This window comes from Paenibacillus sp. NRS-1781, from assembly GCF_050467745.1.
GTDB lineage: Bacteria > Bacillota > Bacilli > Paenibacillales > Paenibacillaceae > Paenibacillus > Paenibacillus terrae_A.
Genome location: NZ_JBITPI010000044.1, coordinates 237,544 through 252,390, shown reverse-complemented (window position 1 = coordinate 252,390; position 14,847 = coordinate 237,544). Strand labels below are relative to the sequence as shown.

14 protein-coding genes are annotated in these 14,847 nt (G+C 49.3%); 1 reads left to right on the top strand and 13 read right to left on the bottom strand.

Annotated features, from left to right (window positions below):
- Positions 1–13 precede the first annotated feature (13 nt).
- From rpoZ to ACIFO6_RS16930, 8 genes are all read right to left on the bottom strand, one after another.
- Entirely contained in the window at positions 14–217 is a 204-nt protein-coding gene (rpoZ, locus tag ACIFO6_RS16965) for a DNA-directed RNA polymerase subunit omega (RefSeq protein WP_013310893.1), read from the bottom strand.
- 119 nt (positions 218–336) lie between these two features.
- The gene (gene gmk, locus ACIFO6_RS16960) at positions 337–909 is read right to left on the bottom strand and encodes a guanylate kinase (protein WP_430042149.1); all 573 of its coding nucleotides are present in this window, start codon (positions 907–909) and stop codon (positions 337–339) included.
- 14 nt (positions 910–923) lie between these two features.
- Entirely contained in the window at positions 924–1,184 is a 261-nt protein-coding gene (gene remA / locus ACIFO6_RS16955) for an extracellular matrix/biofilm regulator RemA (protein ID WP_005548256.1), read from the bottom strand.
- A gap of 56 nt (positions 1,185–1,240) precedes the next feature.
- Positions 1,241–2,128, bottom strand: coding sequence for a YicC/YloC family endoribonuclease (locus tag ACIFO6_RS16950; RefSeq protein ID WP_430042147.1), 888 nt, complete (start codon positions 2,126–2,128; stop codon positions 1,241–1,243).
- A gap of 35 nt (positions 2,129–2,163) precedes the next feature.
- A complete protein-coding gene (locus ACIFO6_RS16945; protein WP_430042145.1) occupies positions 2,164–4,056 on the bottom strand; it encodes a bifunctional homocysteine S-methyltransferase/methylenetetrahydrofolate reductase in 1,893 nt (630 codons plus the stop codon).
- Between the two features lie 153 nt (positions 4,057–4,209).
- Positions 4,210–5,238 (bottom strand): hypothetical protein, encoded by a 1,029-nt coding sequence (locus tag ACIFO6_RS16940; RefSeq protein WP_430042243.1) that lies wholly within the window; start codon positions 5,236–5,238, stop codon positions 4,210–4,212.
- A 193-nt stretch (positions 5,239–5,431) separates the two neighbouring features.
- Positions 5,432–6,265, bottom strand: a complete 834-nt coding sequence (gene dapF, locus ACIFO6_RS16935) for a diaminopimelate epimerase (RefSeq protein WP_430042143.1) — start codon at positions 6,263–6,265, stop codon at positions 5,432–5,434.
- Positions 6,266–6,381: 116 nt separating this feature from the next.
- Complete coding sequence (locus ACIFO6_RS16930; protein WP_430042241.1) at positions 6,382–9,180, bottom strand: calcium-translocating P-type ATPase, SERCA-type; 2,799 nt, start codon at positions 9,178–9,180, stop codon at positions 6,382–6,384.
- 228 nt (positions 9,181–9,408) lie between these two features.
- On the opposite strand from ACIFO6_RS16930, the gene ACIFO6_RS16925 reads away from it, so the two are divergent.
- Positions 9,409–11,154, top strand: coding sequence for an Rqc2 family fibronectin-binding protein (locus ACIFO6_RS16925; RefSeq protein WP_430042141.1), 1,746 nt, complete (start codon positions 9,409–9,411; stop codon positions 11,152–11,154).
- 233 nt (positions 11,155–11,387) lie between these two features.
- Here ACIFO6_RS16925 and ACIFO6_RS16920 read toward each other — a convergent pair whose 3' ends face one another.
- From ACIFO6_RS16920 to ACIFO6_RS16900, 5 genes are all read right to left on the bottom strand, one after another.
- A complete protein-coding gene (locus ACIFO6_RS16920) occupies positions 11,388–12,257 on the bottom strand; it encodes a PHP domain-containing protein (protein WP_430042139.1) in 870 nt (289 codons plus the stop codon).
- Complete coding sequence (locus ACIFO6_RS16915) at positions 12,257–13,213, bottom strand: selenium metabolism-associated LysR family transcriptional regulator (protein WP_430042137.1); 957 nt, start codon at positions 13,211–13,213, stop codon at positions 12,257–12,259. Before ACIFO6_RS16915 ends, ACIFO6_RS16920 begins: the two co-directional genes overlap by 1 nt.
- Positions 13,214–13,407: 194 nt before the next feature.
- Complete coding sequence (locus ACIFO6_RS16910) at positions 13,408–13,845, bottom strand: hypothetical protein (RefSeq protein ID WP_014282310.1); 438 nt, start codon at positions 13,843–13,845, stop codon at positions 13,408–13,410.
- A gap of 229 nt (positions 13,846–14,074) precedes the next feature.
- On the bottom strand, positions 14,075–14,335 hold the full coding sequence (locus ACIFO6_RS16905; protein ID WP_014282311.1) for a YlbG family protein: 261 nt from the start codon (positions 14,333–14,335) through the stop codon (positions 14,075–14,077).
- A gap of 39 nt (positions 14,336–14,374) precedes the next feature.
- A complete protein-coding gene (locus ACIFO6_RS16900; RefSeq protein WP_430042135.1) occupies positions 14,375–14,815 on the bottom strand; it encodes a YlbF family regulator in 441 nt (146 codons plus the stop codon).
- Positions 14,816–14,847: the final 32 nt, after the last annotated feature.

Genomic DNA, 14,847 nt, shown 5'->3' with positions numbered 1-14,847 from the left:
TTGTCTATAATTCTTATTCGTCTTCGCCACTTTCAAGACGCAAATGATCCGCGTAGATCTCTTCCAACGCCACTCCAACTTGCTTGTGGGATTTAGGATTCTTGAGAGTCGTCTTCTCACCCTCGCGCAACTGTCTGGCACGGCGTGAAGCCGCTACAACCAACGAATACTTACTATCTGCCTTTTTCATCATTTCATCAATGGAAGGATACAGCACGAATAGACACCTCTTCATGTAGTTTTGGGACTATACAAGCTGAATTCCAGTGTACATTTCCGAGTTCAGCTTGTATAGTAATTTTCTCTTTAAGTACGCTTGGCATATATAGTCCTCGTTTATGGATGGACCTTACAATGTTCGGCGATAATAATGGATTCTATTCGTTTACAAGCGAAATCAATCTCATCATTGACAACCGCATAATCATAGTGACGCAACAGATTCATTTCATCCACAGCTACCGACATGCGGTGATCAATGGTTGCCTGAGTTTCTGTACCCCGTCCCCGAATCCGGTCCTTCAATTCATCCAGCGAAGGCGGAAGCAGGAAAATGAAAATGCCATCAGGAAATTTCTCCTTCACTTTGAGCGCTCCCTGAACCTCAATCTCCAGAAAAATATCTTTTCCCTGCGCAAGCGTCTGATCTACAAAATCACGTGGGGTGCCGTAATAGTTACCTACGTACTCTGCATGCTCCAGCAGCTCATCCCGTTCAATCATGTCCAAAAACTGTTCACGCGACTTAAAAAAGTAGTTAACTCCGTCCTGCTCACCCATGCGAGGCGTACGGGTTGTCGCGGAAACCGAGTATGTCAATTCCGGCAGTTTTTCACGCAGTGCGTTACCTACTGTTCCTTTGCCAACACCCGAAGGTCCAGATAATACAAATAATAATCCCTTAGCCATAGTACACTCCATTTTTATTCGTCATTGTCATCATCTTTGGTGGATAGTCGATGAGCGACCGTTTCCGGCTGCACCGCAGACAAGATCACATGATCACTGTCCGTTATAATAACCGCTCGTGTCCGGCGGCCATAGGTAGCGTCAATCAACATATGACGGTCCCTAGCTTCTTGTATAATCCGCTTGATCGGAGCAGACTCCGGACTGACGATGGAGATAATTCGGTTGGCCGACACGATATTGCCGAAGCCAATATTGATCAATTTGATTGCCATATTCAGGTCTTTCCCCCTATACATGTGACTATTGCAGCCGTGCCGCTACCAGGTAGCTACTCGATGTTTGCAGCCTGCTCACGAATTTTTTCCAGCTCTGCCTTCATCTCGACGACTAAATTAACTAAAGCAAGATGATTGGCCTTGGAGCCGATCGTGTTGACTTCCCTGTTCATTTCCTGGATTAAAAAATCTAATTTGCGACCGGCTGGCTCGTCCGACAGCAGCAATCCCCTGCATTGCCCAAAGTGACTTTGAAGCCGGGTAAGCTCCTCATCAATACTGCTGCGATCCGCGAATAAAGCAATCTCCATTCCGAACTTATGCTCATCAAGCGTAAATGAACCATCCTGAAGCTCAGTAAGTCTGTGTTTTAGCCTGTTGCGGTAGTCGCTCACAACATGAGGAGCCAGCACAGTCATTTCATGATGCAGGGACTCCAAACGCGAAATACGGGATTCCACATCCTGCGCCAAATGCCCGCCTTCTCGTCTTCTCATGTCCAGCAGTCCCTGCAATGCTTCATTCAGAGCTTGCTGAAGCTGCTCTCCCCAGCCCTCTTCGTCTCCATTGCAAGCCTCACCAGGCTCACCCAGAACGTCAGGCAGTGAAAGAATGTCGCTTATACCCAACGTTCCCTTCACGCCGTACCGATCCGCCAGCTGCTCCGCTGCATGCAAATAAGCCTGCACTACAGTGTCATTCAACCGTGCGGCGGGTATCTGTTCTTCATCACGTTCCATGTGAATAAAGACGTCGACACGGCCGCGCTTGATTTGCTGTTGAACCGTTCTTCTCAAGCCATCTTCATAACGAGTCCATTCGCGCGGAATCCTCATCATCACTTCGCAATAGCGGTGATTCACCGATTTCAGCTCCAAGCGCACTTTATAGCCTTCATAATGAAGGATGGCTTGACCGTATCCGGTCATACTCAATGACATCGGCATCACATCCATTATACTATTGTAATTGATTATTATAGTCGAAACAAGGGGGCCTGCACGCGGCCGGATTTTTGCCATACATAAGAAGTCAGCTCCGCCGTCATTTCGTAGAACATAAATGGAGTCATTAAATAGATACCGTTAAAATGCTCCATCGCCGTATCAAGCAGCTCCTTGGCAATGGTTACGCCCATCGCGCGGCCTTCTGCCCCCTCCAGACCAGACATACGTGCACGAACCTCGTCCGACAACTGAATGCCAGGTACCTCGTTGTGCAAGTACTCCGCATTGCGCCCGCTGGCCAACGGCATAATACCGATAAAAATCGGCACCTCCAAATGACGAGTCTGTTCCGCCATAGCTATAATCAGTTCGCGGTCGTAAACAGGCTGGGTCATAATGTAATCCGCACCGGAAGCAATTTTCTTCTCCAGCCGCTGCACAGCTTTACCCAAATGCTTGACATTGGGATTAAAGGCGGCACCCACCACAAAATTAGCTTTTTGCTTGAGTGGCTTTCCAGAAAAAGCGATACCGTCATTCAACTGCTTGATCATACGTATAATTTCAAAAGAAGTCATATCATACACCGAGCTGGCACCCGGCAAATCACCAAACCGCGCCGGATCTCCCGTAACGGCCAATACATGATCAATGCCTAGCGCATCAAAGCCCATCATATGGGACTGGGTACCAATCAGGTTACGGTCACGGCAGGCAATATGAATTAAGGGGCGCAAGCCCGTTTCAAGGCTCACCAGATGTCCAAGCGCCATATTACTCATGCGAGTAACTGCAAGTGAATTGTCTGCCAGCGTAAGCGCATCGGCCCCTGACGCTTTCAACGCCTGTGCCCCTTGCATGAACCGCGTAATGTCCAGATCGCGTGGAGGATCAAGCTCTACAATCACTGTATGCCGTTCCTTGACCAATTCCACAATGTTGGGTTCGCTGGCGTTTCTACCGTTGCCCCGTCCACCTTCACGTGCAAACTGTTCTGGCTCAGCCACAATGACTGGCGCATCTGTCCGTATCTCTCTCGGAGCCAGCGGAGGAGGCTGCAAACCATTCAAAGCTTTAGAAATCGCTGCGATATGCTCTGGTGTGGTGCCGCAGCAGCCACCGATGATTCTCGTACCCAGCTCTACGAAGGAAGCAGCGCATTCCCCAAAATATTCAGGCGACGCACCGTACACATAGTGACCATCCACATAATCCGCGAGACCCGCATTAGGATATACCGACAGCGGCACAGACAGCGGACCGTCCAGCTGCTCCATCACACTCATAATCCCCTGTGGGCCAGAGTGGCAGTTAAATCCGAGGATATCCGCCCCTTCATTTCGCAGCATCGTAAAAGCCTCCGCCACCGAAAATCCATCCTGTGTACGCCCTACCTGATCGACCGCAAACTGACAAATCACCGGGATATTACTATATTTACGTACACCTCGAAGGGCAATGCGCACTTCATCCAGCGAATAGAACGTTTCGCACAAAATGCCGTCCACCCCTTCAGAGAGAAGTGCATCAATCTGCTGATCATAGTTACGTGCCAGCTCTACCTTTGATATATTAAGCCGTTTGCCACCGCATATGGAGCCAACCGCACCCACCACATAATGCTCCGGGCCAGCCGCTGCTCTGGCAATTCTCACCCCGGCACGGTTAATTTCTTCCACCTTGGATTCCAGTCCGAATCGGGCCAGCTTATAATCGTTTGCAGAAAACGTATTGGTCTCCAGCAATCGTGCTCCCGCTTGTACATATTGACGATGCACATCTGATATGACGTCAGGCGACGTGATATTCAGCTCTTCGTAAGACGTATTTACCGGAAATCCAAGCTGATATAAAAAGGTTCCCATTGCGCCGTCTCCGACAATAATTTCACGATCCAGCACAGTACGCAAATCCGGTTTCATGTCCTCTTCTCCACCCCGCTCTTTATTTTCATACTAATGTAACATAAAGAGACTGCAAACATAAGCCAAAAACAAAAAAAGCCGCCCCACTCCCCATTATTATGCGATCAGGAGCGAAGCAACTTGACTCATCATTGCTATTTTCTATTACCTTTATTGCAATTTCCCATCAGCAGAATGAAGAGAAAATGCGTAAAAAGTTCCTTTTTTATTCATTTCACCCACAATAGAGGGCGTCCCCTTTTGTTTTTTGGAAAATGTATATGCATTCCCTTGGATTTCAACATTATAATCGGATAAGTTAATGTTAAATAACAGTTGGACCTTGGGCTTGGCCAGCTTCAAAGCTTCAGAGGCCGTATATTTAGGGCTGGTAAACGACTTTTTGAAATCCGCGTCATCGTTCCAGTCCACCCCAAAGGTTGATACAGCCAGCACTTTGCCGGTTACTGCGCCAATTTTGACCTCACTCGCCTCGTTTGCATCCTCAAACGACCAATAAGAAAGCCCCTTTGCCTCGTCCTTGTAACGTGAAGCATGCTGCACCGTGATACGCTGTCCGCTAACGCGCTTGAAGCTGTTCGCTGCACGGTTTAGCAACACAGGGTCCACCTGCTTCAGCGGGTAGTCGGCATTAATAGTGATGCTGTTGCCGCGATCCACATCAACGTACAACGAGGAAGCCTTTTCCCCTGCACCCCAGAATACCCAATAATTCGAAGGCTTGTTAGACTGGTAAGGGGATTTGACCCGCCAGAATGCCTCAAATTGCATAGGACGCTTGCTGTCAAACGCTTTGGCGCTGTTCAGCACTTTAGTTTTGAGTGGCGCATCCATCGCTTTTGCCAAGCTGCTTATTTTATATCGAACGGTTGTAGAACCCACTCTGTTTTTTTCCTTATTATATTCCGTCTGAAACGTAGCTGTTCCATCCTCTAGTTCGCCCTCGACAATCCAGGTTTTACCCATATCCGTCACATCGTCAAATTGAAACGGCGTCTTCGTACCGATGAGTTCTTGTACTGCCTTTTCCAAACGATTCACGACAGTAGGGGTTAGTGAGCCGACCTGCTTATCAGTCGTTTTTTCCGCAGTAGCAGGAACCGTCGCGGCCTGAGCCGGAAGCGCGGCGACTACAAATATAAGAGCTGCAAACGCTGAAATCCAACGAAATTTCCGCACCATGAACGGCCTCCTTATCGTTTTCTCATTTTCTATATTATACATGGTTCAGACGTCAAAAAAAGACAGAATGTTGCTTCATGCTCCGCATTTCCTTCATTTTATACAAAAAAAGGCGAAAAAAAGAAGACCCGCTGAGGTCTTCATCACACTTATCTCAAACTTCCTCTATCACATGCTGTATTCGCCTATTTCAGGACAAACGACCATCGTACACAATCTCAGCCGGCCCCGTCATATATACATGATTGTCATTCTCGTTCCATTCGATATCCAGATCGCCGCCCTTCAGGCTGACCATCGCGCGGCGGTCGCTGTATCCGTTCAATACAGACGCCACAAGCGTAGCACAGGCTCCGGTTCCACATGCCAACGTAGGCCCGGCTCCCCGCTCCCATACTCTCATGTCAATGTGGTCCCGGCTTCGTACCGTAGCGAACTCGACATTTGTTTTTCTAGGGAACAGCGGGTGGCATTCCAGCTTCGGCCCCCAGGCTTCCAGATCAAAGCCAGGTGCATCCTCAACATAAATGACACAGTGCGGATTGCCCATGGATACAGCTGTAAAACGAAAGCCGCTGCCTCCAGCTTCGATGGACTGGTTGATGACACTAGCCAGATCCAGCGTTGTTGGGATTTTCAAACCCTCCAGAATCGGTTCTCCCATATCCACCTTCACTTGACGTACAAGTCCGTCCACTACGGTCAATTCAACCTGCTGCACACCTGCACCCAGCGTCTCAATCGTAATCTGCTCACGACTGATATGCTTGCGGTCATACACATATTTGGCTGCACAACGGATGGCATTTCCGCATTGCTCCGCCTCCGAGCCGTCTGAGTTGATGATGCGCATGCAGAAATCGGCTTTTTCAGATGGCAATATGTATACCAGACCGTCAGCGCCGACACCAAAATGTCGGTCACACAGCCGAACAGCCAATTCCGAAGCGTCAGGCGGCAATTCCTGATACCCAAACCAAACGATAAAATCATTACCCAATCCGTGCATTTTTGTGAATTCCATAGCTTCCCCCCGCCGTTGCTGCTAATCTCATGCTCCTTATGAAGCTTCGGTTCCATGATAGCATACGGGGCACAAAGGGAAAAGTGATGCAAGTATGTCTGTCCCGAGCAGGAAGTTTACGCTGAAAATTTCGTGCGTCCCGGAGCAAAGCGCGTATGTCCGCCACGACGACGGTTGCGTCTACCGCCCCATACGCTTCCCGCCCCCATCAGGAAGGTCGGAATACCGGCAGCGACAATGGAAAGCGCCCATTCGCGGAAGCCGAGTGGTACCGTTTTGAAAATAGGTTGCAGTACAGGTACGTACATAACCACTAGCATCAGTACTACCGAGGACAGTACGGCAAGTACGAGGTAGCTATTTTGAAACGGATTACGATGGAAAATAGAACGGGAGCTGCGGCAATCGAACACATGAATGAGCTGTGCCAGTACCAATGTGGCGAAGGCAACTGATTGTGCCTTGACCAGTTGTGCTGCGTCATCAGGCGCAATACGCAGCGTCAGCCAGAAAGCCGCAAGCGTACATAAGCCGATCAGTAGGCCACGACTAATGATTTTCCAGCCGAGACGACGGGCAAAAATATTTTCCTTCGCGCCGCGTGGCTTGTGCTCCATGAGATCCTTTTCCGGCTGATCCACACCCAGAGCCATCGCGGGAAGCCCGTCAGTTACCAGGTTCACCCATAAAATCTGAATCGGAAGCAACGGCAATGGCAGACCGGCCATCATCGCGAAAAACATCGTCAAAATTTCACCGACATTGGAGGCAAGCAGATAACGGATAAATTTACGAATATTTTCGTAAATATTTCGCCCTTCCTCAATCGCTGCTACAATCGTCGAGAAATTATCGTCGCTGAGCACGAGCGCAGCCGCTTCCTTGGTCACATCCGTTCCTGTGATGCCCATCGCAATACCGATATCCGACGCCTTGATCGCTGGCGCGTCATTCACGCCATCTCCAGTCATGGCTACCACATGCCCGCGTCTTTGCAGCGATTTAACAATCCGCAGCTTATGCTCCGGGGATACCCGCGCATATACGGAGACCATGTCTACTGCTTTGTCCAGCGCCGCATCATCCATCACAGATAGCTGCTGTCCGGTCAGCACATGCGAGCCGCGCTGAAAAATGCCTAACTGCTGCGCAATGGCCTCGGCTGTGGTACCGTGATCTCCCGTAATCATCACGGTGCGGATGCCAGCGCGGCGGCACTTGCTAATAGCTTCGCGGGCCTCGCGGCGTGGCGGATCAATCATACCCGTAAGGCCGATGAAGATGAGCTGATTCTCAGCCTCTTCCACCGAGACGACACGCTCATGCGAGCGGATATCCCGGTAAGCGACACTCAGTACACGGAGTGCCTCCGAGGCCATTCCTTCGTTGGCTGCCAGCACCTTTTGGCGCAGCGTACCCGTCAGTGGAACGACATTTCCTTCCCATAAAATGTAGGAGCATTGACCTAACAACACATCCGGTGCGCCTTTGGCAAAGACGATATGCCCTCCCTGATGCCGTACAAGTACAGACATCCGTTTCCGCTCCGAGTCAAAAGGAAATTCGCGTTCTCGTGTATACAGCTCATACAGCCCTTGACGCGTAACCCCGCCCTTGGCGGCTAACGTGACAAGCGCCCCCTCCGTCGGGTCGCCTTTCAGCTCCCAAACAGCAGTCTGCGTCGCCTCCTTGGCTTTCTTTTTCGAACGCAGCTCATCCATGTCGGCTTGAACAATTTCTGCATTGTTGCACAGCACGCTGGCTTGCAGCAGTCTGCGAAGTGATTGTCCATTTTTGAGATCCGCAGGAGTATCCCTGTCCATAATATGTCCGTGCGGGTCATAGCCCTCTCCCGTTACTCCCCAGAAGCGACCGTCCACCCAAAGCTTGGTGACCGTCATTTTGTTCTGGGTCAGCGTACCTGTTTTGTCAGAGCAAATGACAGACGCACATCCGAGCGTTTCAACCGAAGGCAGTTTTCGCACAATCGCCTTGCGTTTGATCATACGCTGCACGCCCAAGGCGAGCGCAATCGTCACAATGGCAGGCAAGCCTTCCGGTATAGCTGCTACAGCCAAGCTCACCCCGGCCAGGAACATACTCATCGCTGGCTGTCCATGCAGGATACCTGCTACGACGACAAGCACTGTTAACGCCAGTGCTACGATGATCAGAATTTTGCCCAGTTGGTCCAGTCTGTGCTGTAATGGGGTTTCCTGAGACTCCGTATTTTGGATCAAGTCTGCGATTTTGCCCATTTCTGTGTTCATGCCTGTACGAATAACAACTCCCTGAGCTGTACCTCTGGTCACCATGGTGCCCATAAAGCCGATGTTCTTTTGATCTCCCAGCGGTACCTCGGCAGCATGAATAGGACGGCAATGCTTGCTCACTGGAACCGATTCGCCAGTCAGGGCGGATTCCTCCACATTGCAGCCATTCGTGCTCAGCCATCTTATATCTGCGGGAATACGATCGCCGCTTTCCAATAGCACGATATCACCCGGTACCAGCTCTCTGGCCTGAATCTGAATCCGTTTGCCTGCCCGCAGTACTTTAGCGGTCGGAGCGGACAGCTGCTTCAAAGCTCGAAGCGAACGTTCCGCTCTAAACTCCTGCACAAAACCAAGAATTCCATTCAGCACAACAATAGCAATAATGGTGATCGCATCCAGATATTCGCCAAGCAGGCCGGATATCAGTGTGGCTCCCATCAGTACGAGCATCATAAAATCCTTGAACTGGTTTAGCAGCAGCAGGATCGGCGAGACACGCTTCCCCTCGCTCAGCTCATTCCATCCTGACCTTTCTCTTCTTTCCGCAAGCTGTTCCTCCGAAAGACCCTGCTTCGGGTCAACTTCCAGGCTTGTTGAAAGCTGTTCATTGCTTAATTGGTGCCAGTGTGCTTGTTCCATTCTCCCCAATTCCCTCCCGGTCAGATAGTCCGTTTCCGTCGGTAGTGCGTAGGATGGCTGCCCGTAATTGCGTTTTTGTGCCACGAATGCTGATAAGCTGGACAGACTTTCTAGATTCAATCTATTCGGACAGGACCTGAAATATCACAATGCCGCTTAAGTTTTGTCCCAAAGTTATGTATCATAGAAGGAAGGCAAAAATATTTGCTTCAAAGGAGAACAGACATTATGGCATTGGACGGAATCGTAACCCGCGCTATCGTACACGGGCTGCAAGGCATCCGGGGTGGGCGCATCAATAAAATACATCAGCCGAACGATCACGATATCTTACTGAATCTGCGTGCTCAAGGTGGGAGCGTCAAGCTGCTGCTGTCGGCCAACCCGACATTCCCGCGTGTACATTTTACAGAACAAAGCTTTCTCAATCCGACGGAGGCCCCTATGTTCTGTATGCTGCTTCGCAAGTATTGCGAAGGTGGTATCATCGAGAAAATTACCCAGGTGGGTATGGAGCGTATTATTCACATGGATGTGCGTCAGCGCGATGAGCTGGGGGATATTTCACTCAAGCGAATTATCATTGAGCTGATGGGCAGACACAGCAACATTATTTTGCTTGACCCGGAAACAGGCGTTATGCTGGACGGCATCCATCATGTCACACCGTCTATCAGCAGCTATCGGATCATCATGCCCGGCTTTCAATACACGGAGCCTCCTGAACAAAATAAGCTGAATCCGCTGGAAACGGAAGAAACAGCTTTTGCATCCTCATATCAGACAGCTATCGAAGCCGAAGAAGCTCCCAAACGCTGGATCGTGAACACCTTTACTGGACTGAGTCCCCTTATTGCCGAGGAGATGCTGACCCGAGTTTCCAACGAAGCACCCGCTGAGGATTATCGTCCGCTGTGGAATACCTTTACTCACATCATGGATGACGTGCGGAATCATCGTTTTCAGCCGGTATCCGGTCTGAACGCACAGGGAAAAGTGATATTTTCTGCCATTCCCCTCACGTTGATTCAAGGAGAGCGCAAAGAATACACTACGATCAGTGAGTGCATGGAGGACTTTTTCGGTGAAAAAGCAGAACGGGATACGGTCAAGCAAAAGGTCAGTGACCTGCTGCGCTTCCTGCAAAATGAACGGAGCAAAAACGTAAAAAAACTCGACCATCTGCATCAGGATTTAGCTGAGGCGGAGGACGCCGATCAATTTCGCATTTACGGGGAGCTGCTGTTCGCTTCGCTGCATGAAGTGAAAAAGGGCGACAAGGAAGTGACGCTCACTAACTTTTATGATGAAGAGCAGCGTCTGATGACCATCCCGCTGGACCCGTTGCTGGGCCCATCAGATAATGCGCAACGGTACTTCAAAAAGTACAATAAATATAAAAACAGCCTGGCTGTCATTGATGAACAACTGGAGAAAACACACGAAGAAATTCGGTATATGGACAATCTCCTACAGCAACTAGCTCATGCCTCCATGAACGACATTGAGGAAATACGTGAGGAACTGGTTCAGCAAGGCTATCTCCGAGATCGGGTCAAAAAAGGGAAGAAAAAGAAGAAAACGGACCATCCAACCCTACACGTATATACATCATCCGAAGGCATCGAGCTGCTGGTCGGCAAAAACAACTTACAGAACGAATATGTGACGAACCGACTCGCCGGGCCTAATGACACGTGGCTGCATACAAAGGATATTCCGGGGTCACACGTCGTTATTCGCGCCGAGCAATTCGGAGACACAACGCTGGAGGAAGCAGCTCAGCTCGCTGCCTATTTCAGCCAGGCCAAACAATCCAGCAGCGTGCCCGTAGACGCCACCTTGATCCGGCATGTTCGCAAGCCTAGCGGAGCCAAGCCCGGCTTTGTTATCTACGATCATCAACGTACGCTCTTTATCACACCAGACGAGGAACTGGTCAAAAAGCTGCCAAATCGCATCAAAAACGGCTGAGCCGCACTAGCACAATTTTGTAAACAAGTATGCATTCAGGAACGCCCGCCGCGAAGCACAGCATAGCGGACAAGTCCCTTGCATCCACTTAAAGCCCCTTACCTTGTGCAAAGCCACACTTCATGTGTGCAGACACAATACAAGGGGCTATTTGTGTTTCCTATCGTCATTCTGTGATACATTTTCATATATGTGCAATAGCAGCTCATCTTTGCGTAAAAGCTCTACACTCCTTACTTTTGTCCAACAGCAGCCTTTCTCAACTCCTCAACGACCTGACTCTCCACACTACGGCTGCCCAGATCACCGTGAAAAATAACGCCTTGGCGTGCACCATGAAAATCCGAGCCACCAGTCGGGATCAGCCCGTAGTGTGCCGCCATTGCGGCATATCGACTCTCAGCCGCATCGTCATGGTCTGAATGTCGCACCTCCAAGCCCGCAGGCTTCGCCTCCTCTACAATGGAGCGAACCAGCTCATCATTGCCATACAATCCAGGGTGAGCCACCACCGGTACCCCTGCTGCTTCCCGAATCCAGCTTATGGCCTCCGCAGGCTCCACTCGGGGCACAGATACATAACCGGGCGCTCCCTCTGCCAAATAACGGTCAAACGCATCCCTCATATCCTTCGCATAGCCTTTTTGCACCATCGTATCCGCCATATGCGGACGTCCAATGCTTTCATCCGGCGCCAGCGGTCTGCCCATCGTAGCTACCACCTCACCCAGTGTGATTTCCACACCCAGGCTACGCAGCCGACTTAAAATCAGATCATTGCGGGTATCCCTCGCCTGACGCAGCTTTTCCAACCGTTCCAAAAAAACCTCATTACGGTAATCCATAAAATAACCGAGTATATGAATATCCTTACCGCCTGCCCGTGTGCTAATTTCCACACCCGGCACCACTGTAATACCTAATCTCTGTCCTTCCTCAAGAGCTTCCTCCAGCCCAGCTACCGTATCATGATCCGTAATTGCAACCCCTGCCAGTCCTTTTTCCTTGGCCCAACGCACATTGTCCGCTGGTGGCTGCATTCCGTCAGATGCCTGAGTGTGAGTGTGCAAATCGTATCGTCCCGAATTCGTCTGCTCCTCCATTACGCATTCTCCTCCTCTTTCATCTCTGCAAGCTCGTCCACCGTATCCCCGGACACGTTCGTTCCCTGATCATGACGACGCAAGAATGACAGAAAGGTCACCACCGGAATCGGCAATAGCGCTGATTTCAGATGAATAGCATAAAACTCGCGTTTAAAGGTGATATCGGTAATATTTACGATTTTCAGCAATCCGAGTGCAACCTCGTGCTTCACCGAAGAAGGCGATAGCATCGTAATACCTAATCCAGCCTCAACCGCCGATTTGACCGCTCCAGTGCTGCCCATCTCCATAACGATGGAAAGTCGGGACGCATCAACACCACGGCTTTTCAGCTCATCCTCTATCACCTGCCTTGTACCTGACCCCTTTTCTCTTGCTACAAAAGGATGCTTAAACACGTCCTCCAGAACTACCTTTTTGGCCTTGGCCAGTACATGATCCGAAGGAACAATCAGCTTCAGCTCATCCTGCATAACGGGCTCCACCACGATATCCGGGTGTTGAACCGGTGCTTCAATCAGCCCTAAATTCAATTGATGCTTTAAAATATCATCCATAATTTGAGTCGTATTCATTACGTTCATTGCCATGCGTATATGAGGGTACTCCTGACCAAACGGCCCCAACATTCTCGGCACAATGTACTCGCCAATCGTAAGACTTGCGCCAATATGTAATCTCCCCTCCAGCATGTGAGTAAAAGCAGACATCGCCTCATCAGCTTCCCGAATTAGCTGCATGCTTTTTTTCGCAAAAGGCAGCAGTGTCGCTCCTGCCTCCGACAGCTCGATTTTTTTGGTAGATCGATGCAGTAGCTTCGTACCAAAATAATCTTCCAAAGACTGAATTTGCATCGTCACGGCAGGTTGCGTCATATGCAGCGCTTGCGCCGCTGCGGAGAAGCTCCCCCGCTCCGCTACCGTATAAAAAATATGCAGCTGATGAAAGTTCATACTGACAGCCCTCTCCCCTCTCTGATCTCCTTATTTTAACATAAGAAAAACATCTGTCGAAGGATTCCCAAGAAAACAGACCTAAATTAGTGGATTTTTATTATAGATTTTATAATAAAAAAAGTATGCAGCTGATTCCTGCATACTTCTAATAGATAAGGTACTGAGCGACATCCCTTCCGCCAAATCAACGTCTATTTCCGTTTGCGGGTGCTTTTCATCAGTGTCATACGCCGCGAATGGCGCAGCCAAGAATAGTATGACTTCAAATCCCGCAGTTCAATGGTCTCTGACATCCGTCCCAAAAAGGTGATCACAATCATTTTGTGGAGCGGGTTACCCGCAATATCCATTTCGCCAGGCAACTCACCAAATTCGGCCACGACGACCAGGTCACCATCAATTAAATATACATCCTCTTCATTGTGATAATAGGACTCCATCCTGTTTTGCTTCAGGCATTCCCAAAGCCAGGCGGCGATATGATTCGTTTCGGACTGTTTCTGTTCTATACGGTCTAAGTAGCGTGTTTGCGCATGATTTGTAATCACAATATCGGCGACCTTCTTGTCGCCCATCTCTACGTAGAACGGTTCGTATGTACTCCATCGCTGCATTGCCTTGTCACGCACGGGATCACTCTCCCCACCAGATAGGTCTTTATATCTACCAATATATTCATATGTTACCTCAACAGACCCGGGACTACAAGTTACAAAATTGAAGTTTATCGCTAATTTTTAAAGATTATTTTAGGTCTATCAGCATTAAGGCTATTATGCAAAAGTCCTGACTTGATAAAAAAAAGCCAGCCCATAGGCTGACTTTTTAATAAAACTTGAAAAATAACACCTTTAAAAATTATATTTCATACTCTTTTAATTTTTCCTTATCGTCGTTATACTCCGTCCTTATCTCATTTCGGAAGGAGCGTTCGACCTTGCGTACATAGGAAAGCCTGCGAATATTTTTAACGGTATCCTCTGCCCGATCCGCATTCATGTAAATGACAACATAATGCATACGCCTCGAAATATAGTGGACATTCCCGTATTTCTCCAAATTGCGGGCAGCCTTGATATCGCTTACCCAAATGATGTACCCTGTCCGCTCGGCAAACATTCGCTTCATCTCCCCTCCATTCGATATCATCCCTATGGCCTATCCGCAGGAGCACTTGCCTCCGCTACCGCAGCCACCCTTTTTCACATTCGGATCATTGCTCGGCACCTTAATGGTGTCGGACACAGAATAAGCAATCGTTTCGGACATGGCATGGAGCATATCATCCAACGCCCTTTCTGCCCGTTTGAACTCCTGAACCTCCTGAAATTGTTCAAGCTCCAGTTCAACGAGCTGCACTGCATCCTTCGCTTCATGAAAGTTTGGGTGAAAATGCCCAAAGCGTTCTGTTTCCGCGAACAGCTCCTTTTTGGCATTCAGCTTGCGCACACACGCCTGAATCGACGGATTCAATTCCACACGCTGTTTCCAATATAAATAATCCGATACCTCAAAGGACCGGTTGACCATATCGCCCAATTCATAGGCGTTAATAAGCACTTCTGCCATATTGACCGTATTCAATTCGGCTACGCTCATGAATGTTCATCTCACTTTATATAAAGTTCTAC